This is a genomic window from Rhizobium lentis (assembly GCF_014200175.1).
Classification (GTDB): domain Bacteria; phylum Pseudomonadota; class Alphaproteobacteria; order Rhizobiales; family Rhizobiaceae; genus Rhizobium; species Rhizobium mulingense.
On the sequence record NZ_JACHBD010000001.1, the window covers coordinates 552,970 to 576,141 of the forward strand.

Genomic DNA, 23,172 nt, shown 5'->3' on the forward strand with positions numbered 1-23,172 from the left:
CGTTATACGAGCTGACGGCCTTTGGCGTCGATCGCGTTGGCGACCGCTTCATCCGTGGCTTCGTCGGGCAGCAGCATTTCGTTATGGGCCTTGCCCGATGGGATCATCGGGAAGCAGTTGGCGAGATTGGCGACGCGGCAATCGAAGATGACGGGTTTGTTGACCTCGATCATCTCGGCGATGGCGTCGTCGAGCTCATCCGGCTTGTCGCAGCGCAGGCCGACCGCGCCATAGGCTTCCGCCAACTTGACGAAATCAGGCATCGCCTCGGTATAGGAGTGCGACAGGCGGTTGCCGTGCAGCAGCTGCTGCCACTGGCGCACCATGCCCATGTACTGGTTGTTCATGATGAAGATCTTGATCGGCGCATCATACTGGATCGCCGTCGACATTTCCTGGATGCACATCTGGATCGAGGCGTCGCCGGCAATGTCGATGACGAGACTGCCGGGATGGGCGATCTGGACGCCGAGCGCCGCCGGCAGGCCGTAGCCCATCGTGCCGAGGCCGCCCGAGGTCATCCAGCGGTTCGGCTGTTCGAAGCCGAAGAACTGGGCTGCCCACATCTGATGCTGGCCGACCTCGGTCGTGATGTAGGTGTCGCGGTCCTTGGTATGCGCATAGAGACGCTCCAGCGCATATTGCGGCATGATCACGTCGTTGCTCTTGGTGTAAGCAAAGGAGTTGCGCGCCCGCCAACGGGCGATATCGCTCCACCAATCGGCGAGACGGTTCTTCTCCGGCCTCTTCGGCAGCGCCCGCCACAGGCGGACCATGTCTTCCAGCACATGGCCGACATCGCCGCGAATACCAATATCGACGCGAACGTTCTTGTTGATCGACGACGGATCGATGTCGATGTGGATCTTCTTCGAATTCGGCGAGAAGGCGTTAAGACGGCCGGTGATGCGGTCGTCGAAGCGGGCGCCGATGCAGACCATGACGTCGCAGTCATGCATCGCCATGTTCGCCTCATAGGAGCCGTGCATGCCGAGCATCTTCAGCCAGTTCTTGCCCGACGCCGGATAGGCGCCGAGGCCCATCAGCGTTGAAGTGATCGGGAAATCGGTGAGCTCGACCAGCTCGCGCAGCAGCTTGGAGGCTTCAGGCCCGGAATTGACGACGCCGCCGCCGGAATAGATGATCGGCCGGCGCGCATTGGCCATCAGCTCGATTGCCGCATGGATCTGGTTGAGATCGCCCTGGATCTTCGGCTGATAGCTCTTCTGGATCGGGTAATCGGCGGGCGGCGTGTAGGTGCCGGTCGCAAACTGCACGTCCTTCGGAATATCGACGACGACGGGGCCCGGACGGCCGGACTGAGCGATGCGGAAGGCCTCATGAATGATGGCGGCGAGCTCGTTGACGTCCTTGACCAGCCAGTTGTGCTTGGTGCAGGGCCGGGTAATGCCGACCGTGTCGCATTCCTGGAAGGCGTCGGAGCCGATCAGCGAGGTCGGGACCTGGCCGGTCAGGCAGACGAGCGGGATCGAATCCATCAGCGCGTCCTGCAGCGGCGTGACCGCATTGGTGGCGCCGGGACCCGAGGTGACCAGCATGACGCCGACCTTGCCGGTGGAACGGGCGTAGCCTTCGGCCGCATGGCCCGCCCCCTGCTCGTGGCGCACGAGGATGTGCTTGACATCGTCCTGCTGGAAGATCTCGTCATAGATCGGCAGAACCGCGCCGCCGGGATAGCCGAAGATATGTTCGACGCCGTTGTCCTTCAGCGCCTTGAGAACGATCTCCGCTCCCGTCATCCGATTGCCTGCCGCCTGATTGTCCGTGCTCATCTGTCTGTTCCGTTTGATGCTGGGATTTGCGTTTGTGGCCGGAAGCCCGAAATTCGGGCACAAAAAAAGGCCCCGGAGGAGCCTGTCATCTAGCGCATGGGTGGCTGTCGCCGGATGGTTACACCATCCTGCCCATGCGCCTTCCCACCACGATAAGAGCCGTTGCGATTTTCATGGCCGGAAGTGATAGACAGAAAATTTCGCAGCGTCAACGCATGCCGCAATAAAAAACTGCCCCGCGCCTTCGCCCCTGAAAATCGATAGGATGAAGGATTTGTTAAAGGATCAACTTTATTCTTTAACGCTACCGCAGGGAGTAGCCTTTGCTCAACAACGACTTGCGCATGTCTGGCAAGGCAAGCGAGCACGACAGACGCGACGGCGATGCGCCGGGAAATCGCTTTCTCGGCCGCGTCGTTGCATGCAGCGGATCGAGAGCCACGATTGCCGCCGTCGCCGTCGAGGGCAACACCGATCTCACCGAACTCTGGTCCGTCGGCAGGCTGATCTCGATCAGCGTCGGCCGCAACCGGGTCGTCGCCCTCGTCTACTCCATGAACACCGGCAGCCACGCCTGGGGCGAAGGCGAGGACAATACTTTCAAGATCGAGACCGAACTTCTCGGCGAAGTTCGCGTTGATGAGGACGGACGCGAGGAATTCTCGACCGGCATCTCGCGTTATCCCTATCTCGGCGCCATCGCCCACCGCATCCGCGCCGCCGACCTGATGCGCATCTACGATGCCGGAACGGGCACGACCGCCGTCATCGGCAAGCTGACGCAGGACGAAAGCATCGATGCGGCGATCCACATTCCCTCGATGCTCTCCAAGCATTTCGCCGTCGTTGGCTCGACCGGCGTCGGCAAGTCGACGGCCGTATCGCTGCTGCTGCATAAGGCGATCGTGGCCGATCCGAAGCTGCGGGTGCTGATCCTCGATCCGCACAATGAATTCGCCGCCGCCTTTCCCAAGCACGCGGTTACCATCGATACCGATACGCTCGACCTGCCCTTCTGGTTGATGCGGCTCGAAGAATTCGCCGAAGTCGTCTTTCGCGGCCGCCCGCCGGTGCCCGAAGAGCTCGACATGCTGCGCGACATCATGCCGGAGGCCAAGCGCGCCTTCCGCGGCAGCGACAACTCACTGGTGCGCCGGACAACGGAAAAAAGCTCGATCACCGCCGATACGCCGGTTCCCTATCGCATGGCCGATCTCCTGGCGCTGATCGATGAGCGCATCGGCCGCCTCGAGGGCCGCGCCGAAAAACCCGCCCTGCGGTCGCTGAAGATGCGCCTCATCGCCGCGATCAACGATCCGCGCTATCACTTCATGTTTTCCAACAACACGATCAGCGACACGATCACCGACACCATCGCGCAAATCTTCCGCATCCCCGGAGACAGCAGGCCGATCTGCACCTTCCAGCTTGCCGGCATTCCTTCTGAAGTGGTCAATTCGGTCGCCTCCGTGCTCTGCCGCATGGCCTTCGAGGTGGCACTCTGGAGTGACGGCGCCATCCACATGCTCGTCGTCTGCGAGGAAGCCCACCGCTATATCCCCTCCGATCCCAGCCTCGGCTTCGTGCCGACGCGCCAGGCGATCGCCCGCATCGCCAAGGAAGGCCGAAAATACGGCGTCTCGCTTGGGATCATCACCCAGCGGCCGGGCGAGCTCGACCAGACGATCCTGTCGCAGTGCTCGACGCTGTTTGCCATGCGCCTGGCCAACGACCGCGACCAGGAAATCATCCGCTCGGCCATCCCGAATTCGTCGATCTCGACGACAAGCTTCATCTCGTCGATCGGCAATGGGGAGGCGATCGCCTTCGGCGAAGCGATCAGCGTGCCGATGCGCATGCGCTTCTCTCGCGTCGAGGAAAATCTGTTGCCGAAGGCTGCCAGCGCCAATAGCAAACACAGCGAGGAAGATCCGGATACGGTCGATCTGCGCAAGATCGTCACCCGCATGCGGGCGGTGACGGTCACGCCCGACATTTCGAATTTCCAGCAGAGCTTCGGCGCATCGGCGGCAGGTTCCGACGAGGAGAATGACGCCGACGAGCTTCTCGAGGCCAAACCCTACGCACCGCCTCCACCGGCCTCGCCACCCCCGGCTTCAGCGCCTCTCGAATCCTACCGGCGCGAACTGCTGCCGCAGACGCCGCGGCTGGACCCGGCCACCCCTTCATCCGTCGATCCGCGGCTCGATGCGCTACGCCGCGAGATGCGCCGCGAGGAACCGATCTTTCCGCGACCTGCGCCGCAGGCGGACCAACCGGCCATCACCCGCCGGGAACCCGGCGCGTCGCTGCGCGAAAGCATTTTGAAAAAGCCGCTGAGCAGCCTTTACAACAAGGACTGAGCCTTCCGTCCGCCCTCCAGAGCGATCAGCGGCTCGACGATCTCCAGCACACGTTGGCGGTCCGCTGATTTCAGCGGCAAAAGCGGTCGCGGAAGCTCCGCCCGGGCGAGTGAGAGATGCTCGAGCAGCATATAGACCACGCGGATGCTTCCGAATGCCTTGAAGGTTTGCCATAGCGGCTCGAGCAGCTTATCGAGCCGGCGTGCCTCATCGATGTCGCCGGCCATGGCGGCCTTGGTCAGGCCGAGAGCCGTGCGCGGCAGCAAACCGCCGATGACGCTGTACCAGGCGTCTGCGCCGGAAAGCAGCGCATCGGCCGCGCCCCAATCGCCGCTGTAACCGATCGCGAGATCAGTCTTCTCCCGCAAGGCCGCAAGTTCCACTGGCAAATCGCCGTCAACAGGCAGCGGCATCTTCACCGCCCTGATCGTTTCGATATCGGAGAGGCGCTGCAGAAGCTCCCGGCTGAAGGTGAAATGGGTCGTGCCGGGATTGTTGTAGATGCAGACCGGCAGCTTCGTTGCCTTCGCCACCGCCAGGAAATGCTCATAAGCTTCTTCCTGCCTCAGCGGCGTATAGGAGACCGGCGCCAGCAGAAGAGCATCCGCACCGGCCGCCTCGGCATCCCTGGCAAGACCCACGGCGAGGTCCGTTCTGAGAGCCCCGGCTCCGACGATGAGAGGAATACGGCCGGCGACGCATTCGGCCGCGGCCTTGACGGCGCGCAACCGCTCCTCGCGCGTGAGGTAAGCATAAATCCCGGTGCTGCCGAGAAGCCCGATAGAGGCGACGCCTGCGTCGCACAAGCGTTCCAGAAGGCGGCCGAGGGCTTCGGTGTCGACGCGCCCGGCGATATTCGCGGGCGTTGCCGGAAAGGCCGAAAGGCCGTGAAAGGGAGAAGCCGAAGACATGATGTGATCCTGAAAAGCGTTAGTTTGAGAACAGCAGCCGCGATCCGGCGCCCGCGAGGAACACGGCGAGGCCCGCCTCGACCCAGCGGCGCGCCCTGGCATAGCCGCGCACCATCGGCGCTGTCGAGAACAGCAGGGCATAACCGGCGAATATCGATATCCCGAGCAGCACACAGCCACCGAAAGCCGTCATTGCCATCTCGGGCGAAGCGCCCGGTTTGAGGCCGAGCGACATGATCGCGACCCAGGCCAGAACGGCTTTGGGGTTTCCGAGATGCATCAGGATCCCACGGCGGTAGAGCACGCCGAAGGCCGTCGACGGCCGGGCTGGTTCGCCTACCGGCGCATCCGCGGCCACCGCCGAACGAGCCGCCCTCCAGGCGAGCCAAAGAAGGTAAAGCCCGCCCGCGATCTTGATGAACAACAGGGCATGAGCATAGCCTACCAGCAGGGTCGAAATGCCGGTGACGGCAATCAGTCCCCAGCATGTCGACATCGTTATCACGCCGGCGGCAAGCGCCAGGGCCGGGCGGCGTCCCTGGCTCATCGCGACATTCATGATCGCCATGTTGCTTGGCCCCGGGCTTCCGGCTGCGATGACATAGGCGATATAGACGACGAGAAGATCCTGCATGTCCGTTTTCCAGAAGTCGCTGAGGCTTCCTTCTCTTCTAAAATTGGTTCATCATGAAGCGCCATTTTCAAGAATCTTTATGGACCATTCTGCAATGTCCAAGCGGCGGGCGACCATCGAAATTCCATCTCTCCACGGGATCGACAGATCGGCCCATGTCGGCCGCCGGCTTGCACAGGCGCTGCGGCACGCCATTGCCTGCGGCGAACTGAGGCCTGGCGAGCGCCTTCCTTCGACGCGCAGCCTTGCCGCCTCTTTGAAGATCGCCCGCGGCACCGTCGTCGAAGCCTTCGACCAGTTGACCGCCGAAGGTTATCTCGAAGCGAGAGTGGGTGCGGGAACCCGTGTTGCCGCCGCCCTGACGGACATGGCGTCGGTACTCCCGCCGCCACCGCCCGCGCCGGCGTCGGCAGAGGCGATGGAGCTGCCTGCCCCGGCTGCCCGGCTGATGCCGATCGCCCGTGCGCTGACCCCTCACCCGCCCGTTCCCTTCGCCATCGCCGTGCCCGCTTCCGGCATTGCGCCCGACGATAATTGGCGCCGTGTCGGCAATCGAATGCGCGCCTCAAGACGGGCCGCACCCGCGGGCTACCACGATCCGATGGGCGTGCTCGAGCTGCGCATCGCCATCGCTGATCACGTCCGCCGCGCGCGGGCCGTTCATTGCGAACCCGAGCAGGTCATCGTTACGTCAGGCACCCAGCAAGGCCTCTACATGGCTGGCCGGGTTCTTCTGTCGCGTGACGACCCGGTATGGTCCGAGGATCCCGCTTATCCCGGCCTGACGGCGGTGCTCGACGATCTCGGCGTTCGGACGCATCGGATCCCGGTCGACGCACAAGGGATAAATGTGGAGCGCGGCCTCGAACTCTGCCCGGAAGCGCGCGCCGCATTCGTCACGCCTTCACACCAATATCCGGTCGGCATGCCGCTCAGCATGGCGCGGCGCAACGCCCTGATCGCCTGGGCCGAACAGAACCGAGCTTGGATCGTGGAGGACGACTACGACAGCGAACTGCGTTATGCCGGACACCCTTTTCCCTCCATGCAGGGGCTGCGTCCGTCGCGCGTCATCTATCTCGGCACTTTCAGCAAGGTGCTGTTTCCGTCGTTGCGTCTCGGTTATGTCATCGCGCCGGCGCCGCTCGCAGAAGCCTTCGCCGGCGCACGCGCCATTCTCGACCGGCATTCGCCGATATCAGAACAGCACGTTCTGGCCGCCTATATCAGGGAGGGCTATTTCGAGGCGCATATCAGGCGCATTCGGGGTCTTTATGCCGAACGCCGCGCTGTTCTGCTCGCGGCGCTCGAGCGGGTTCTGCCGGAAGGGTGCCATGTTCAGCCGAGCGACCAGGGCATGCACATCCTTCTATGGCTGCCCAAGGAAGCCGACGACGTGCGGCTGGCAGGGCGCGCCCTTTCGGCCGGACTCGCAGTGCGGGCGATCTCCCCTATGTATGGCGCGCAGCCGGCGCGCCCCGGCTTGATGCTGGGTTTCGGCGGCTTTCCGCAGGAGCAACTACAGGCGGCGGTGGCCGAACTCGCCAAACTTTTGCACCGCAGCTCGTAACCGCACCTGCAGGGCAGGCCCGGACCTGCGCACTATAGGGGCAGCCGCTCCCAGCTCTCGTCCATCTGATTGCGGAACCAGGTCATTTGCCGCTTGGCGTATTGCCGTGTCGTCGCAGCCCCCTTCTCCAGCACCTCCTCGCGCGTCATCTCACCCTTCAGCATCGCCGCGATCTGCGACACCCCGATCGCCTTCATGACAGGCGCCTCGGCCGGCAGGCCGAGGGAAAGCAGCGCCCTCACCTCGTCTTCGGCGCCCTGCTGCAGCATCTTTTCGAAACGGCCGTTGATGCGGGCATGCAGTACCGCCCGATCCGGCAGCACGACAATCTTTCGGGCCTTCTCCGCGTCGATCAGAACTGGTCCGGACCGCCCCTGAAAATCGGCGATCGACCGTCCCGTCGCCTGGATCACCTCCAGCGCCCGGACGATGCGCTGCCCATCCTGGCGGTTAAGGCTTGCCGACACGATAGGGTCAATTGCGGCAAGTTCGCTATAGAGTCTTTCCGGCCCCTCCTCCAGCAACCGCGTCCTGAGTTTCTCCCGAAGTGCCTCGGGTATCGCGGGCATGTCGGAAAGGCCGCCGGTCAGTGCCTTGAAATAGAGCCCGGTGCCGCCAACGAAGACCGGCAGTTGCCCGGCGGCTTTCAGTGCCGGCAGCAGCGCCGAGACGTCGCGCAGCCAGGCGCCGGTGGAATAGGCGGCCCCTGCCGGCACGTGGCCGTAGAGATGATGCGGCACGCCTTGCATCTCGTGTTCCGACGGGCGCGCGGTCAGCACCCGCAAGGTGTCGTAGACCTGCATGCTGTCGGCATTGACGACCGCGCCGCCATAGCGCTTGGCCAATTCGACGGCGAGCGCGGACTTGCCGCTGGCGGTCGGCCCGGTTATCAGGATCGCGTTCTCTACGCTCAGAAGGTTTTCCATCATGGCCCTCGTTGCCACGCTTGTTGCCAATCCGTCAAACCCTGTTCTGACCCCTGCTATCGCCGAACAGGCGGCCGAGGCCGTGGAAGCCTCCGGTCTCTACTGGCTGGCCGACGGCGTCGCCTGCGACATCGCGCTGCGTGACGGTACGGATGGGCAGGCGGCCGAGGCCAATATCCTCGCCGTCATCGCTGGCGCGCCGATCGACCTCGTCATCCAGGAGCAGGAGACCCGCCGCAAGAAGCTGCTGATCGCCGACATGGATTCGACGATGATCGGCCAGGAATGCATCGACGAACTCGCTGCCGAAGTCGGCCTGAAGGAGAAGGTCGCCGCCATCACTGCCCGCGCTATGAACGGCGAGATCGCCTTCGAGCCCGCTTTGCGTGAGCGTGTCGCTCTGCTGAAAGGCCTGCCGATCTCAGTCGTCGACGAGGTCATCGCCCGGCGTATCACGCTCACCCCGGGCGGCCTGGAGCTGATCGCGACCATGAGGTCGAAAGGCCATTACACCGCCCTCGTCTCCGGCGGCTTCACCGTCTTTACGGGCCCTATCGCCGCTACGCTCGGCTTCGATGAAAACCGCGCCAACACGCTCCTCGAAGATGGCGGCATCCTCTCCGGATTCGTCGCCGAACCGATCCTCGGCAAGCAGGCGAAAGTGGATGCGCTGAGCGAAATATCGGCACGTCTCGGCATTTCGCCGAAGGAGGCGATCGCCGTCGGCGATGGCGCCAACGATCTCGGCATGCTGCAGCTCGCCGGCTCCGGCGTCGCCCTCCACGCCAAACCCACGGTCGCCGCCCAGGCGCAGATGCGTATCAACCACGCGGACCTGACGGCGCTGCTCTATATCCAGGGCTATCGGAAGACGGATTTTGTGATGGGTTAACGCCGACACGGCACACACTCCCCGCCTTCACCCGTGTGCCGTGGCCGCCCCCCTCTGCCCTGCCGGGCATCTCCCCCACAGGTGGGGAGATCGGCTGGGCGCACCGGCTTCCCCAAACAATTAAGGTCCAGCACGGTGAAACGATAGATAGGTAGAAGGCGCAGGCCATATCCGATCTCCCCTTGTGGGGGAGATGCCGGGCAGGGCAGAGGGGGTGCCACACGGCACACCCTCTCTTCCCTCATTCCTGTACTCGTCACAGGAATGAGGGGGAACAGGAGACCTCGGCGGCTCGTTCATCACCGCCGCAGCCCCCTACTCCATCGGCACTGCCACGAACCGAAGATCGCCGTTTGCCGATGCGATCATCAGCTGAGCGTTGCGGCGGCCTTCCTGTTTCAGCGATTTCACTTTAGCCGCGACCGCGTCCGGTGACTTCATGAATTCCTGCGCCACCTCAACGATCACGTCCCCTGGCTTCAGCCCCTTTTCGGCCGAGGCGGAACCGGGCGCCACCTCGGTCACGACGACGCCGTCGACGCTCTCGGCGATGCCGAAAGCCTTGCGTGTCTCTGGGCTCAACAGCGACAGCGACAATCCGAGCACGTTCTTGGGTGTTGCCGCATCCGGCGATACCTGGCCCTGATTCTGGTCCGGCGCCGGCGCGCCCGGGACGGGCTGAACCTGATCGCCGGTATCCGGCTGGTCCATGTCGTCATTCTCGTCGGGATCAGGGGTGATCACGCCGTCGTCCTGCGAGCCATCGGGCGCCGCGCCACCGGATGCCGCCTGATCGCTGTCCTCGAGGCGGCCAAGCTTCACCTTGACAGTCTGCTCCTTGCCGTCGCGCAGCACCACGATATCGACTTCCTTGCCGACCGTGCTTTCCGCCACGACACGCGGCAGATCGCGCATTTCATTGACGGCCTTGCCGTCGAATTTCAAAATCACGTCGCCCGCCTTGATGGAGCCGTCGTCGACGGGGCCGCCCTTGATGACGCCGGCAACCAGCGCGCCCTTGGCTGTATCGAGGCCGAGGCTATCGGCGATATCGTCGGTCACCGGCTGGATGCGCACGCCAAGCCAGCCGCGCCGCGTCTCGCCATATTGGCGCAACTGCTCGACAACGCCGGAAGCCAGTTCGGACGGCACGGAAAAGCCGATGCCGATCGAGCCGCCGCTCGGCGAGATGATTGCCGTGTTGATGCCGATCACCTCGCCCTTCATGTTGAAGAGCGGGCCGCCGGAATTGCCCTTGTTGATCGCCGCATCCGTCTGGATGAAATTGTCGTAGGGACCGGCATTGATGTTGCGGCCACGCCCGGAAATGATGCCGACCGTCACCGAACCGCCGAAGCCGAACGGATTGCCGATCGCCATGACCCAATCGCCGATGCGCATCTCGCTGGAATCGCCGAATTTGACCGCTTTCAGCGGCGCTTTCGGCTCGACCTTCAGCACCGAAAGGTCGGTCTTCGTATCCGTGCCGATCAGCTTCGCCTTGAGCTTCGAGCCATTGGCGAAATTGACCTCGATGTCGTCGGCACCCTCGATCACGTGATTGTTGGTGACGATATAACCGGTCGGGTCGATGACGAAGCCGGAGCCGAGCGAGCTGACATTGTGGTTGGGGCCTTTGCCGCCCTGCTGCTTGTTGAAGAAGTCGTTGAAGAATTCCTGGAATGGCGATCCGTCGGGCGCGCGCGGCGCCGGGCCGACGCCCTCGTCGTCCTTCACATTCTGCGAGGTCGAGATGTTGACCACCGCGTCGAGCAGCCCTTCGGCGAGATCGGCGACGGAAGCCGGACCGTTGTTCGGCACGACGCCCTGAATGGGTGGGACCTGCTGCGGTGCCGCGGGGGCAGCCGGAATAGGCGCGGCAACCCCGGGTGCTGCTGTTTCAGGCGTTGTTTGCGCAAACGCAATCCCGCTCACGCCGGCTTGCGCCAGAATTGCAGCGCCGGCCATAAGCGCGAGCGTTCGTCTGAAGGGCGAGCCAATCGTGGGGGCCATCAAGCTTCCTCATAAGCGGTAAATGCGCACATTGAGCACCAGCATAAGGCGGAATGATGGAGGGCGAAATCACCTTTTCGCGAAATCCCCGTGCAATCGGACACCTCCTCGCCAAAGCCCGATTGACTCAATCAGCGCATGAAAAAAGGGCCGGCGCGGGCCGACCCTTCCAATTGTGCGACAGCGCCCGCGGTGTCAGTTCGCCGGCTGGGCGGGGGCTGCGGGCGCAGCCGTGCCGGGAACCGCCGCAGCCGGCGCACCTGGATTTGTCTGCGGCTGCAGAGCGCCGGCGGCGTTGTCGAAATAACGGAAGAATTCCGAATTGGGCGACAGCACCAGAGTCGTATCCTGTGAGGAAAGCGCCGAGGAATAGGCCGCCATCGAACGATAAAACTCGAAGAAGGCGGGGTTCCTGGAAAAGGCGTCGGCGAACACGCGGTTGCGTTCGGCATCGCCCTGACCGCGCAGGATTTCCGCATCGCGCTGGGCATCCGCGGTGATCTCGACCACCTGGCGATCGGCGATCGCCCGGCGGCGCAGGCCGTCTTCCGTGCCCTGGGCGCGCAAGAGTTCGGCCTCGGCCAGACGCTCGGAGCGCATGCGGTTATAGGTGTTCGGCGCCACATCGGCCGTCAGATCGGTGCGGCGGATGCGTACGTCCTCGATGTTCAGTCCGAGAAGCTCGGCATCCGGACGCAGATCGTCACGCACCTCGAGCATCATCGACACGCGCTCGTCGGAAAGTGCGGCATCGAATTCCCGCAGACCGTAGACGCGGCGCAATGCCGAATCGAGGCGGGTGCGCAGCCGGGCTTCGGCCGCATCGCGATCACCGGAGACCGTTTCGCGGAAACGGCGGGCATCGTTGATCGAATAGATCACGAAAGCGTCGACGTCGAAGGTCGCACCGCCCTTGACCTGCACCTGGATGTTGTCGAGGTCGAGACGCAGCTTCTGCTTTTCGACGAGCTGAACGCGGTCCGCGTCCATGAAGCTGAACGGCAGCTTGAAATAGATGCCGGGCTCGGTCTTGACCGACTGGATCTCACCGAAGCGTACGACAATCGCCTGTTCACGGGCATTGACCACGTAAACCGATGAATAAAGCCCGACCAGCACGACTGCGAGGATGACGAGAATGACGGGAAGCCTGTTCGAAGTCATGGCTCAACCTCCCTGCTGCGACGGTCTGGAGATCTCGTTGAGCGGCAGATAGGGTACGACCCCCTGCTTCTCATCGATGATGACCTTTTTGGAATTCTTCAGCACCTGTTCCATCGTTTCCAGGAACAGCCGCTTGCGGGTGACGTCGGGCGCCTTCGAATATTGTTCGTCGATGGCTATGAAGCGCTGCGCCTCGCCCTCCGCTTCCTTGACGACGCGGTCCTTGTAAGCGGCTGCATCTTCGCGGATGCGAGCACCATCACCGCGTGCCTGACCGAGCTTCTGGTTGGCGTACTGATTGGCTTCTTCCACCAGGCGCTGCTTGTCCTGGTCGGCGCGCTGCACTTCCTGGAAGGCATCGGCCACTTCACGCGGCGGCGCCACGTCCTCGATCGTCACCTTATTAACCGAAATGCCTGAATTGTAACGCGACATCGTATCCTGGATGATATTGGCGACTTCGCTGGCGATCTCCAGGCGCCGGTCGCGGAACGCATCCTGCGCCGGACGGCGACCGACCACTTCGCGCATCGCGCTTTCGGAAACCTGCTGCAGCGTCTGCGCCGGGCTTTCGACGTTGAAGAGATATGCGCGCGCATCGCTGATCTGGTAGAGCACGTTGAAGCGAACGTTGAGGATATTCTGATCGCCCGACAGCATCAGCCCGCCGGCCGTATTGCTGCTGCCCTGCGTGCCGCCGACATTCAGCAGCTGCTCGGTGACCTTGACGATCTCGACAGTATCCATCGGCCAGAAATGGAAATGCAGACCAGGCATCGACACCGTTTCCCGCGGCTTGCCGAAGCGCAGCTCGACGCCGCGTTCGTCCGGCTGGACGGTGTAGACGCACTGGATCAGCCAGAAGACGGCGACGATCGCCAAAACGATCACCGCCACGCCGCCGTTGAAACCGCCGGGAACGATGTTGCGTAGCTGATCCTGGCCGCGCCGGATAATATCTTCCAGATCGGGCGGTCCGCCCTTGCCGCCGCTGCCGCGTGGTCGGTTCGGCCCCTGACCCCATGGCCCCTGATTGTTACCGCCGCCGCCCCAAGGGCCGCCGCCGCCATTCTGATTGCTCCAGGGCATCAAAACCTCGTTGTTCGTTAAAGTCTTCCCCGCATCCTGGACCGTGGGGGCTAACTGGCGGATGCGTTGGTGACCGTTATAGGTATCACCGCACCGGCTTTCAACGCAGCGTGAGAAACTTGGTCAATTTAATTGGAAAATAGTTCGTTTTCAGCCACGGCGGCGGTCATAGACGACGTAGCGGGTGGGATAGCTGTCCCTTTCGCCGGCCGGCACCGCGATCGTCTCTCCCGCCTGCCAGAGATCGGGATTGATCTCGGGAAACGACGCATCGCCATCGAGATCGGCCTCGACATGGGTGATGCACAGCCGGTCGGCAAGATTGATCGCCTGCGCGTAGATCTGGCCGCCGCCGATGATGCAGATCTCGTCGGCGGCCGTTTCGAGCGCCAGCCTTTCAGCCGCGTCTATCGCCTCGGGCAGCGAATGCGCCATACTGATAGCGGGATGGTCGATCGCCGCTTGCCGCGAGATGACGACGTTCGGCCGTCCCGGCAGCGGCTTGCCGATTGAATCGTAGGTCTTGCGGCCCATCACGACAGGTTTGCCCAATGTCAGCGCCTTGAAGCGCTTGAGGTCGCTCGACAGCCGCCACGGCATGTCGCCCTCGCGGCCGATGGTGCCGTTGCGGGCAACGGCGGCGATGATGGTCCTGCGGATATCGGCCATGAAATGTCCCGGATCAGACGGCGATCGGCGCCTTGATGCTGGCATCGGCCTCGTAGCCGATCAGCTCGAAATCATCGAAGGTGAAGCCGAAAATGTCTTTCACGTCGGGATTGATGCGCATGAAGGGCAGTGGCTTCGGCCGGCGCGTCAACTGCAGCTTCGCCTGGTCGAAATGGTTGTGGTAGAGATGGGCGTCGCCGAGCGTGTGGACGAAATCGCCGGGTTTGAGCCCCGTCACCGCAGCCACCATCATCGTCAAAAGCGCATAGGAGGCGATATTGAACGGCACACCCAGGAAGATGTCGGCGGAGCGCTGGTAGAGCTGACAGGAGAGCCTGCCGTCGGCGACATAGAATTGGAACAGACAATGGCAGGGCGGCAGCGCCATATTGTCCACTTCGGCCGGATTCCAGGCCGAGACGATGTGGCGGCGCGAATTCGGATTGTTGAGGATGCCTTTAACGAGATTGGCGATCTGGTCGATATGGCCGCCATCCGGTGCCGGCCAGGAGCGCCATTGGGCGCCATAGACCGGCCCGAGGTCGCCGTTCTTATCGGCCCACTCATCCCAGATCGAGACGCCGTTCTCCCTGAGATAGCGGATATTCGTTTCGCCCTTCAGGAACCACAAAAGCTCGTGGATGATCGAGCGCAGATGCAGCTTCTTCGTCGTGAGGACGGGAAATCCTTCTTCGAGGTCGAAGCGCATCTGGTAGCCGAAGACCGAGCGGGTGCCGGTGCCGGTGCGGTCGCCCCGGTCGGAGCCCTTTTCCATCACGTGCTTCAGGAGATCGAGATATTGCTGCATGTCGCGCTGATTCCGTTTTCTCCAATTTAAGCCTTCGCCTTCAGGAAACCAATCGCCGGCAGGCATTTTCCCGTGCTTTCTGCTGCCGGAAATAAAGCTTTTGTGACGATTACCCTTTCCTTGGGCGAAGGAAATCACTATATCAGCCTTGCCGGCTTTCGGGCCGACTATGGCAATAAATGAGCGGTGTAATAAACCTATTGGACCCGGGGGCGGTACCCGGCGCCTCCACCAAAAACCGGCGGCAAAGGAAGGCCGGCTTTTGATGGGGGCGAAACAGGATCGACAAGGGTGTAAAGATCGACTTTTTGCTCGGCATTGTACCGCCGTTATCGGGCTAAAATTGTAGTTGCAAACGACAACTATGCGGAAGCTCGTCTCGCTGCTTAATCGCGGTGTGACACTTCAATCAAAGTCCTAGTGGTTCGCACCTCTAGGCGGGGTCCGAAGGCACCTGGCAACAGAAGCCTTCACCTTCTCCCTGCTGACGAAATCATGTATGCTGCGAAAAAACGTGACTCGGCTCCGGTCTTTCCCAAGGCGCCCGGACGTGGCATATAACCTTGTGAAAAGACTTCCGAACCGACGAAAGACAGGAAAAGCATGGGGCAGGATCATATCCGCTACGACATTCTGGCGCAGGATGCACTTCGCGGCGTCATCCGCAAGGTTTTGGCGGAAGTCGCAACGACGGGCCGTCTGCCCGGCGACCATCACTTCTTCATCACCTTCCTGACGGGTGCGGCCGGTGTGCGCATTTCCCAGCACCTGAAGTCGAAATATCCAGAGCAGATGACCATCGTCATCCAGCACCAGTTCTGGGACCTGAAGATCACCGAGACGCATTTCGAAATTGGCCTATCCTTCTCCGACGTTCCGGAAAAGCTGGTCATTCCGTTCAATGCGATCCGCGGTTTCTACGATCCCTCCGTCAACTTCGAGCTCGAATTCGACGTGCCGCTCGCTGACGGCGAGGAGCTGCCGTCCGGCGAGATTACCGCCTATCCGGTCGATGCCGCAGGAAAGACTGACGAAACCGCCGGCGCAAAACCGGCCGACGGCGAAGAGAAGAAACCCGGTTCCGTCGTCTCGCTCGATTCCTTCCGCAAGAAGCAGTGATTTCAAAGGGAGGCCCAGCCTCCTTTTTTCTTAAGGGATTTCAGCCACCGCATGAGCGCCGAAATCATCAATCTGCGCCAGTTCCGCAAGAAGCAGGCCCGCTCCGAGAAAGAAAAACAGGCCGAGCAGAACCGCATTTCCTTCGGGCGCACCAAGGCCGAAAAGCAGCTCACCCGCAGCCTGAACGAGAAGGCCGACAAGGCGCACCGCGACGGCCGGATCGAGACGGATGACGACGGCGCATGAGGCTTCACGCAAAGCTTGAAAAGCCGAAAACGAATCTGCGATCAGCCACTTGCCCGATTTGCTTGAATCGACCTTCGAAGCCGATTGCGATGTGAACGTCCTTCATGATCCGGAAGCACTCGGCAACACTGCATGGCCATCGCACCAGTTTTTCGCTGGAAGATGAATTCTGGGCCGAACTGAAGACGATCGCGGCAGGCCGCTCGATGTCGCTGGCCGCCCTCATTTCCGAGATCGACGACCACCGCCAGCCAGACAGCAACCTGTCCTCGGCGCTGCGGCTCCATGTGCTTTCCTGGGCGAAGGCCGGCGGTGGCCGCCAGCCGTGACGCAGATATAAAGGCGATTTCGCCGACACGATGACCTGCAGCGCCTCAGGTCAATCAGACGCGCCGTCATTGCGCCTGAACGTCCGGCAGCTGATCGAAATTGAGCGGACCGGGCTGCGCCTGCCCGCTCCGCCGCGCCGCTTCCGCAGCCGCTCTCGCCTGCGCATCGGCCTTGTCCCTGGCTTCTGCCGCGCGCGCGGCCTCGGCCTCGGCGGCCGCCTTCTGCGCCGCCGCTGCCTGTGCCAGTGCGCGCAGCCGCTCTTCCTCCGCATGCCGTTGCTGCTCGATCTCGGCGGCCCTGACGCGCTCGGCGTCATTGAACCGATAGAGCGCGGCCTCGCGACGCAGCCGCTGCTTTTCGAGCACGATTGCCTGCAGCCGTTCGACGCGCCGCCGTTCGCGTTCGAAGGCGCGCAGCGACAGGTAGCTGGTGATATCGGTCACATCCATCGTCTTGCCGGGGGACGGCAACAGGCCGGAAAAATTCAGCCTGAGCGCCGGCTCGGCGCCGGGAAGCGTTTCCGTACCGGGATTGAGGCCGATACCGACCGTCGCGCTGATCCGCTCTTCCGGCAGCGCAATCTGCGCATCAGCGGTGACGCGGGCCAAATCGTTGGCGACGGTGACATTCTGCACCCTCAGCGTCCCGTCGGCAATATTGAAAGGAATGCCGAGCGGCGGCAGCTTCGCTTCGCCGTTGCTGAGCAGCGTCTCGACGATCGGGTGCACCTTGCCGGCATTGATCTGTTCCTGCATCGTGTCGGTCGCGGCAAGCAGCGGCGGAAGAATGGCAAGGTTCAGCCCGCGTATGCTGGTGTCGCCGAGCCGCAATTCACCCGAACCGTTGAGCGAGCTAGCGATTTCGCTGACCGTCTTGCCCGAGGCCTCCATCGACAGCGACAGGCCGAACTTACCATTGGCGATCGGCGCACCGTCACGCAGCCAGACGACGCCGGCAAGATCGGAATCGGCAAGCGCAAGCTTCGTCTGCAGGAAGCCGGTGCCGTCGGCATTGGTAAAAAGCAGGTTGCCGGAGAGCTTGCCACCGTCCCAGTTGCCGGCCATGTCGTTGAGCTGAAGTTCGTCGCCCTTATAGACGACGTTGCTGGTAAAATCGGACACCGCCGTTTCCGGCAGGCCGGGCCAGAACTCTTTGGCCGAAAGTTTCACCTTAACGTCGAGATCCTTGAAGACGGGCAAGCCCAGCGGGGCCTTCGTCAGCGCACCGTTGGCGGGATCGACGATCTGGCCGAACACGGCCTCGCCAATCCAGCCGGCATCGACTTTGGAGAGCGTCAGCGCGCCGTTTGCTGTCGTCTTCGCGGCCTTCCGATCGAAGTTCAGTGCCCCTGAAAATGCGTTGTCGGCCGCATGCCCCTTGATATCGGACAAGGCGATCTTGTCGCTGTCGACGGCGGCATTGACCTGCAGGCTGAACGGCAACCCCGTTCCGGTCTGCGGCAGGGCGATGCCGTTCATGATGAGATAGGGGTCGATATCAGCGCTATCGAGCGAAAGCGCGATCTGACCATTCATGAAACTCTCCGGCCGGACATCGACCTTGCCGTTAGCGGTAAACGAAGTCCGGTCGGTGGCGAAGGTCAGCGCCGCATCGGCAGGATCATTGCCCGATGCCTTCACCTTAAGCGTCAGGCGGCCGTTGGCGCCGACATCGACCGGCAGCGGGTCGAGCCCGGCCTGGCCGAAGAGGATGGATGGCACGGCGTTTTCGAGCGTCGCCTCGAGGCTCGTGGTGCCGTTGCCGGTCAGTGCCAGCAGATCGGACATGCGATAGTCGAGATTGACGCGGCTGCCGTTCGCGACACCGGCCAGTGTCACCGTCAGCGCATTGCCTTCCTCGCCACCGAGCGTCAGCGCGCCGCGCAATGCCGTATTGCCGTACCAGCCGGCATTGCGCACAAGCCGGTCGAGCACTGGGTGGTGCGGCAGATGCTCGCGCAGCATGGTGAAGAAGCCGCCGGGATCGGCCGACTTGAAGGTGATCTCACCCGTACCCTTGTAGTCGAGCAGCGAGCCTTCCGCCCGGCCCGTCGCCGTCAGCTCGGCGCCGGCGAGATTCTTGACCGACAACCGGTCGACCGCAAGCGCCCCGTCGGCGATCGTGAAGGTGGTTTCGACATTCTCGGCTTCGACACCGAAGGCGGTGAACTTGTCGGCCTTCAGCTGGGCGGCGATCTTGTGATCGAGGACATTGTCGCCGCTGTCCTGGCCTGTCGCGAGGCCGGCCAGCGCCTGTAGCGCGTCAAGATCGAGCGTGTCGCCGTTCAGCGCCACCGATAGGGTCGGCGTCTGACCTGAGATCGCCTGTCGCTCAAGTCTGCCCTTCAGCGTCGCCGACCCGACGGCGATTTCGAGGTTTTCGAACCGCTGCAATTCATGAGTGAGGCTGACATTGGCGGAAAAACCCGCCTGCCGCAATTGCCGGATGGCCGGATCGACTGAGCCCGCCAGCCAGGAGGCAAGCCCCGTGGGCTGGCTTGAGGCCAACACGATCTGGCCGTTGAACGAGGGCTCACCCTGAAGCAGGAGCTTGCCCTTGCCCTCCACCAGTGTGCGCCCCGGCAGCGTGCCGATGGCCCTGTCGATCATCCAGCCGGTGCCGGCCGGCTGCAGCTCCAGTTGCACGTCGCGCAGCGTCGTGTCGCCGGCGACGATCGCCGGCAGCTTGACGCTCGCCTTGCCCGGCACTTGCGGGATCGGCACCTGCGCGACGATATCGATCAGCGAATTCAATCGCTGGCGCGCCGAAACCGCGGGATCCCGCGTTGTCTTGCCGGCCGCGCCTTCATTGCCGATGCGGTTGACGTCGATTTGCTGACCGTCGGCCGTCAGCAGGAATTCCGGCGCGTTGCCGGTGTCGAGCGTCGCCTCGCCTGTTATGACATAGGGATCGTCCGTCGGGCCGATCTCCATCCGGTATTCGGGAATACGGATGCGTTCATTGGTGAGTTCGAAGCGGCCCTTGACCCGCGGCGGCTGCTCGTTCTTGTTGGCCGATTTGGCGCTGTTGCGGTTTTCGATCGCCGCTGAAAGCTGGCCCTGGTAATTCGGCTTGCGATCGACGAGCTTCAGCTCGCCGTCAAGATCGATGCTGACCGGGTGCTTATCAGGGGAAAGCTTCGTGCGCATGCGCAGCACGCCCTTCTCGTCCGGCTGGCTGCTCGAGATCGAGAAATTCCCGTGTTCGCCGTCGAGCGCCGCATCGCCCTCGATGCGCCAGGGGCCGGCGAGCGACTTGGCGGACATCTCTGCATTCAGGCCGGTGATGCGGCGGCCCCGGCCCGACTGGTCGTCGATGAATTCCACCTCGCCGCCGCTGACATGCACATTTTCGAGGACGACCGTTTTCGCCGGTATTTCGGCGCGGCTGCCGCGCATCCAGTCGAGGGTGCCGTCTTTGAGCAATCTGAGGCGCACCTTCGGATTGACGACGCGCATGTCGAAGATCAGCGCCTCGCCCGACAGGAAAGGCGCAAGCTCCGCATCCATGGAAAACTGTTCGACCTTGACGATCGGCGTGCCGTCGGCTTCCTGGCCGACACGCACGTCATGCAGCGTGACCGACGGAAACGGCAACAGGCGGGCATCGACCGTGCCGTGGACGGTGACTTTCTTACCGATGATGCGGCTTGCCTGATCCTCGAAGTTCTTGCGGAAATCCGTCCAGTCGATGAAAAGCGGCGCAAGCAGCGCCACAAACAGCGCTACGACGATCACTCCCCCCAGAAAGACGAGGAACCGGCCTACCAATGCAAGGATTCTCCATTCGGGATTCTGTTGCCGACACTAGCGCTATTCATGCCGGGGGCAAGGCCCAAGTTCATGGGAATATTCCGTTTTCAGCCGTGATGGAAAATCTTGCCGGGATTGAAGATGCCGTCCGGATCGAGCGCCTGCTTCACCTGTCGCATCAGATCCACCGTCCCTCCCAGCTCCTGCTCCAGAAAGGCCATCTTTCCCTGCCCGATTCCATGTTCGCCGGTGCATGTCCCGTCCATGTCGAGTGCCCGGCGGTTGAGCCGCTCAACAAAGCCCTCGGCCCTGGCTATGTCTCCGGCGCTTTTGTCGTCGAACAGCAGCAGCACATGGAAGTTCCCGTCGCCGGCATGACCGACGATCGGGCCGAGCAGCCCGTGTTCCTCGATATCCGCCTGCGTTTCGGAAACGCAATCGGCAAGCCGCGATATCGGAACACAAACATCCGTCGAAAGTGCGGCAAGCCCTGGAGCCAGCGCCCTGGCCGACCAATAGGCATCGTGGCGCGCCTTCCAGAGTTTGGTCCGCTCCTCGGCATTGGCGGTCCAGAGGAATTCGCCGCCACCGCATTCGGTGGCGATCTCTCCAAAGGCTGCCGATTGCAGCGGCACGGTTTCGTCGGTGCCGTGGAATTCGAGGAACAGCGTCGGGCTTTCGGCATAGGAAAGTCCGGAATAGGCATTGCACGCCCGCATCTGCACCGCATCGAGCAACTCGATGCGCGCCACCGGAATGCCCATCTGGATCGTCATGATAACGGCGTCGCAGGCCGCCTTGATACTTGGAAAGGCGCAGACACCGCCGGCTATTTTCTGCGGGATCGCTTGCAGGCGCAGCGTCACCGAGGTCAGGATACCGAGCGTGCCTTCGGCGCCGACGAAAAGCCGCGTCAGGTCGTAGCCGGCCGAGGACTTGCGGGCACGCCGGGCAGTACGGATTTCCTCGCCGGTGGCGGTGACCGCCGTGACGGCGAGCACATTGTCCTTCATCGTCCCGTAACGTACGGCATTGGTGCCCGACGCCCGTGTCGACGCCATGCCGCCGATCGAAGCATTGGCACCGGGATCGATCGGGAAGAACAGGCCGGTATCACGCAGGTGGATATTCAGGGCCTCGCGGGTGATCCCGGGCTCGACCGTGCAGTCGAGATCCTCGGGATTGACATCGAGCACGCGGTTCATGCGGCTGAAATCGATCGAAATACCGCCATTGGCAGCATTGACCTGTCCCTCCAGCGAGGAGCCGGTACCGAAGCCGATCACCGGCACCTTGTGGGCCGCACAGACCTTGACCGCCATCTTCACATCTTCGGCGCTCTCGGCAAAGAGCACGCCGTCCGGCAGCTGCGACGGGATATAGGTGGTCGTATGGGCATGCTGCTCACGGAGGGATTGGCCAGTCTGGAAGCGCTCGCCGAAGCTTTGCCTGAGAATGTCGAGCACAGCGGCAATGCCCGCCTCGTTGCGTGTGCCGGCCTTTGCGTCCTTCAGCGCCATCCCTTTGATCTCCCTGCCATGCCGCGTAGACGAGATCGCATCCCGCAGACTCCAGCGCTTCCCGCCCGCTCGGACGCACAAGGACGCTGTAGAACTTTAAAATTGCTGCATAATTTCATCTTACATCGATTCCGATCTAAGGAGATATGCAGCAGGCTGGGTATGGGGCAAGTCAAAGCGGCTGTCCAGCTAAGAATGGGAGAAGATTTCATTCCCCTTTTGTCATAGGACGGTCCGCTTTGTCCGACACCTCAGACGATCGGCGGATTGAGCCGGGCGAAGCCCTCCTGCCGTCGATACGGGAAATAGGGATAGGGCGCCGTCGCGGCGCTGACTGCGTCGAGCCTTTCGATCTGATCCTTGGACAGGCTCCAGCCGACGGCACCGAGGTTCTGCCTGAGTTGCTCTTCGTTGCGGGCGCCGATGATGACGCTCGACACCGTCGGCCGGCCGAGCAGCCAGTTGATGGCGATCTGCGGCACCGTCTTGCCCGTCTCCGTTGCGACGGCGTCCAGCACCTCGACGATGTCGTAGAGCTTCTCGTCGTCGACGGGCGGGCCGTATTGCGCCGTCTCGTGCAGGCGGCTTGCCGCGGGCAGCGGTTCACCGCGGCGGACCTTGCCGGTCAGCCGTCCCCAGGCGAGCGGGCTCCAGACGAGAGCGCCAACACCCTGGTCGGCTCCGAGCGGCATCAGCTCCCATTCGTAATCCCGTCCCGCCAGCGAATAATAGACCTGATGGGCGACATAACGCGGATGGCCGTGGCGCTCGGCGGTCGCGAGCGACTTCATCAGTTCCCAGCCGGCAAAATTGGAAACGCCGATATAGCGGATCTTGCCGGAGGTGATGAGCCCGTCGAGTGTCGACAGCACCTCCTCGACCGGTGTTGAGGCGTCGAAAGCGTGAAGCTGCAGAAGGTCGATATAGTCGGTCCCAAGCCGGCGCAGCGCCTGCTCGGTCGCGCGGATCAGCCGCGCCCGCGACGTTCCCCAGTCCTGCGGTCCCTCGCCCGTCGGCAACGCCATCTTCGTCGAGATCAGCACGGCATCGCGCCGGCCGCGGATCGCCTGGCCGAGCACTTCCTCGGAGGCGCCGGCCGAATAAACGTCCGCCGTGTCGAAAAGATTGACGCCGGCTTCGAGACAGATGTCGACGAGCCGTCGCGCCTCCCCCGCATCGGTATTGCCCCATGCGCCAAACAGCGGCCCACTGCCACCGAAAGTGCCGGCGCCAAAACTCAAGACCGGCACCCTCAGGCCGGATGCGCCGAGATTTCTAGATTCCATGGCTCTGTCTCCTGTGTTTCTCCACAGATAGACCCGGGCCGTGTGGTGATATAGATTGACCTTCAGCAAAGTATTTTTGATTTGAAT

Annotated in this window: 18 protein-coding genes and 1 other RNA gene; 7 read left to right on the forward strand and 12 right to left on the reverse strand. The window is 62.7% G+C overall.

Annotation, left to right across the window (positions count from 1 at the left end; genetic code table 11):
• Window positions 1–2: 2 nt before the first annotated feature.
• Window positions 3–1,793 carry an acetolactate synthase 3 large subunit gene (locus tag GGI60_RS02770; RefSeq protein WP_183912793.1) on the reverse strand — a complete coding sequence of 597 codons (1,791 nt, stop codon included), beginning with the start codon at window positions 1,791–1,793 and terminating at the stop codon, window positions 3–5.
• Window positions 1,794–2,116: 323 nt separating this feature from the next.
• Here GGI60_RS02770 and GGI60_RS02775 point away from each other — a divergent pair, with 323 nt between their 5' ends.
• The gene (locus GGI60_RS02775; RefSeq protein WP_183912792.1) at window positions 2,117–4,156 is read left to right on the forward strand and encodes an ATP-binding protein; all 2,040 of its coding nucleotides are present in this window, start codon (window positions 2,117–2,119) and stop codon (window positions 4,154–4,156) included.
• Here the strand turns inward: GGI60_RS02775 and GGI60_RS02780 are convergent.
• Together GGI60_RS02780 and GGI60_RS02785 are read right to left on the reverse strand one after the other, a co-directional pair.
• Window positions 4,141–5,067 (reverse strand): dihydrodipicolinate synthase family protein, encoded by a 927-nt coding sequence (locus tag GGI60_RS02780; RefSeq protein WP_183912791.1) that lies wholly within the window; start codon window positions 5,065–5,067, stop codon window positions 4,141–4,143. The genes GGI60_RS02775 and GGI60_RS02780 overlap by 16 nt on opposite strands.
• A 19-nt stretch (window positions 5,068–5,086) precedes the next feature.
• Window positions 5,087–5,701: a LysE family translocator gene (locus GGI60_RS02785; RefSeq protein ID WP_183912789.1), complete on the reverse strand. Its 615-nt coding sequence runs from the start codon at window positions 5,699–5,701 to the stop codon at window positions 5,087–5,089.
• A gap of 94 nt (window positions 5,702–5,795) precedes the next feature.
• On the opposite strand from GGI60_RS02785, the gene GGI60_RS02790 reads away from it, so the two are divergent.
• Window positions 5,796–7,271, forward strand: coding sequence for a PLP-dependent aminotransferase family protein (locus GGI60_RS02790; protein WP_183913871.1), 1,476 nt, complete (start codon window positions 5,796–5,798; stop codon window positions 7,269–7,271).
• A 32-nt stretch (window positions 7,272–7,303) separates the two neighbouring features.
• On the opposite strand, the gene miaA is transcribed toward GGI60_RS02790, so the two are convergent.
• The gene (miaA, locus tag GGI60_RS02795; protein WP_183912787.1) at window positions 7,304–8,200 is read right to left on the reverse strand and encodes a tRNA (adenosine(37)-N6)-dimethylallyltransferase MiaA; all 897 of its coding nucleotides are present in this window, start codon (window positions 8,198–8,200) and stop codon (window positions 7,304–7,306) included.
• Here miaA and serB point away from each other — a divergent pair.
• The gene (serB, locus tag GGI60_RS02800; protein WP_183912785.1) at window positions 8,199–9,089 is read left to right on the forward strand and encodes a phosphoserine phosphatase SerB; all 891 of its coding nucleotides are present in this window, start codon (window positions 8,199–8,201) and stop codon (window positions 9,087–9,089) included. The genes miaA and serB overlap by 2 nt on opposite strands.
• A gap of 315 nt (window positions 9,090–9,404) precedes the next feature.
• Here the strand turns inward: serB and GGI60_RS02805 are convergent, their stop codons facing one another.
• The 5 genes from GGI60_RS02805 to GGI60_RS02825 all read right to left on the reverse strand — a co-directional run bounded on the left by GGI60_RS02805 (window position 9,405) and on the right by GGI60_RS02825 (window position 14,832).
• Window positions 9,405–11,102 (reverse strand): Do family serine endopeptidase, encoded by a 1,698-nt coding sequence (locus tag GGI60_RS02805; RefSeq protein WP_183912783.1) that lies wholly within the window; start codon window positions 11,100–11,102, stop codon window positions 9,405–9,407.
• Window positions 11,103–11,297: 195 nt separating this feature from the next.
• The gene (hflC, locus tag GGI60_RS02810; protein WP_183912781.1) at window positions 11,298–12,266 is read right to left on the reverse strand and encodes a protease modulator HflC; all 969 of its coding nucleotides are present in this window, start codon (window positions 12,264–12,266) and stop codon (window positions 11,298–11,300) included.
• Window positions 12,267–12,269: 3 nt separating this feature from the next.
• Window positions 12,270–13,355 (reverse strand): FtsH protease activity modulator HflK, encoded by a 1,086-nt coding sequence (gene hflK, locus GGI60_RS02815; RefSeq protein ID WP_183912779.1) that lies wholly within the window; start codon window positions 13,353–13,355, stop codon window positions 12,270–12,272.
• Between the two features lie 150 nt (window positions 13,356–13,505).
• Complete coding sequence (locus GGI60_RS02820; RefSeq protein ID WP_183912777.1) at window positions 13,506–14,024, reverse strand: dihydrofolate reductase; 519 nt, start codon at window positions 14,022–14,024, stop codon at window positions 13,506–13,508.
• Between the two features lie 13 nt (window positions 14,025–14,037).
• Complete coding sequence (locus GGI60_RS02825; RefSeq protein WP_183912775.1) at window positions 14,038–14,832, reverse strand: thymidylate synthase; 795 nt, start codon at window positions 14,830–14,832, stop codon at window positions 14,038–14,040.
• A 111-nt stretch (window positions 14,833–14,943) separates the two neighbouring features.
• On the opposite strand from GGI60_RS02825, the gene ssrA reads away from it, so the two are divergent.
• The 4 genes from ssrA (at window position 14,944) to GGI60_RS02845 (ending at window position 16,526) form a co-directional block, all read left to right on the forward strand.
• Window positions 14,944–15,307: a transfer-messenger RNA gene (gene ssrA / locus GGI60_RS02830) on the forward strand.
• 128 nt (window positions 15,308–15,435) lie between these two features.
• Complete coding sequence (locus GGI60_RS02835) at window positions 15,436–15,951, forward strand: SspB family protein (RefSeq protein ID WP_183912773.1); 516 nt, start codon at window positions 15,436–15,438, stop codon at window positions 15,949–15,951.
• A gap of 51 nt (window positions 15,952–16,002) precedes the next feature.
• Window positions 16,003–16,197, forward strand: a complete 195-nt coding sequence (locus GGI60_RS02840; protein ID WP_011426047.1) for a DUF4169 family protein — start codon at window positions 16,003–16,005, stop codon at window positions 16,195–16,197.
• 104 nt (window positions 16,198–16,301) lie between these two features.
• Complete coding sequence (locus GGI60_RS02845) at window positions 16,302–16,526, forward strand: ribbon-helix-helix domain-containing protein (RefSeq protein WP_064682680.1); 225 nt, start codon at window positions 16,302–16,304, stop codon at window positions 16,524–16,526.
• 66 nt (window positions 16,527–16,592) lie between these two features.
• On the opposite strand, the gene GGI60_RS02850 is transcribed toward GGI60_RS02845, so the two are convergent.
• From GGI60_RS02850 to GGI60_RS02860, 3 genes are all read right to left on the reverse strand, one after another.
• On the reverse strand, window positions 16,593–20,297 hold the full coding sequence (locus GGI60_RS02850; RefSeq protein ID WP_183912771.1) for an AsmA family protein: 3,705 nt from the start codon (window positions 20,295–20,297) through the stop codon (window positions 16,593–16,595).
• 89 nt (window positions 20,298–20,386) lie between these two features.
• Window positions 20,387–21,799, reverse strand: coding sequence for an FAD-binding oxidoreductase (locus GGI60_RS02855; protein ID WP_183912769.1), 1,413 nt, complete (start codon window positions 21,797–21,799; stop codon window positions 20,387–20,389).
• Between the two features lie 251 nt (window positions 21,800–22,050).
• Window positions 22,051–23,085 (reverse strand): aldo/keto reductase, encoded by a 1,035-nt coding sequence (locus tag GGI60_RS02860; RefSeq protein WP_183912767.1) that lies wholly within the window; start codon window positions 23,083–23,085, stop codon window positions 22,051–22,053.
• Window positions 23,086–23,172: the final 87 nt, after the last annotated feature.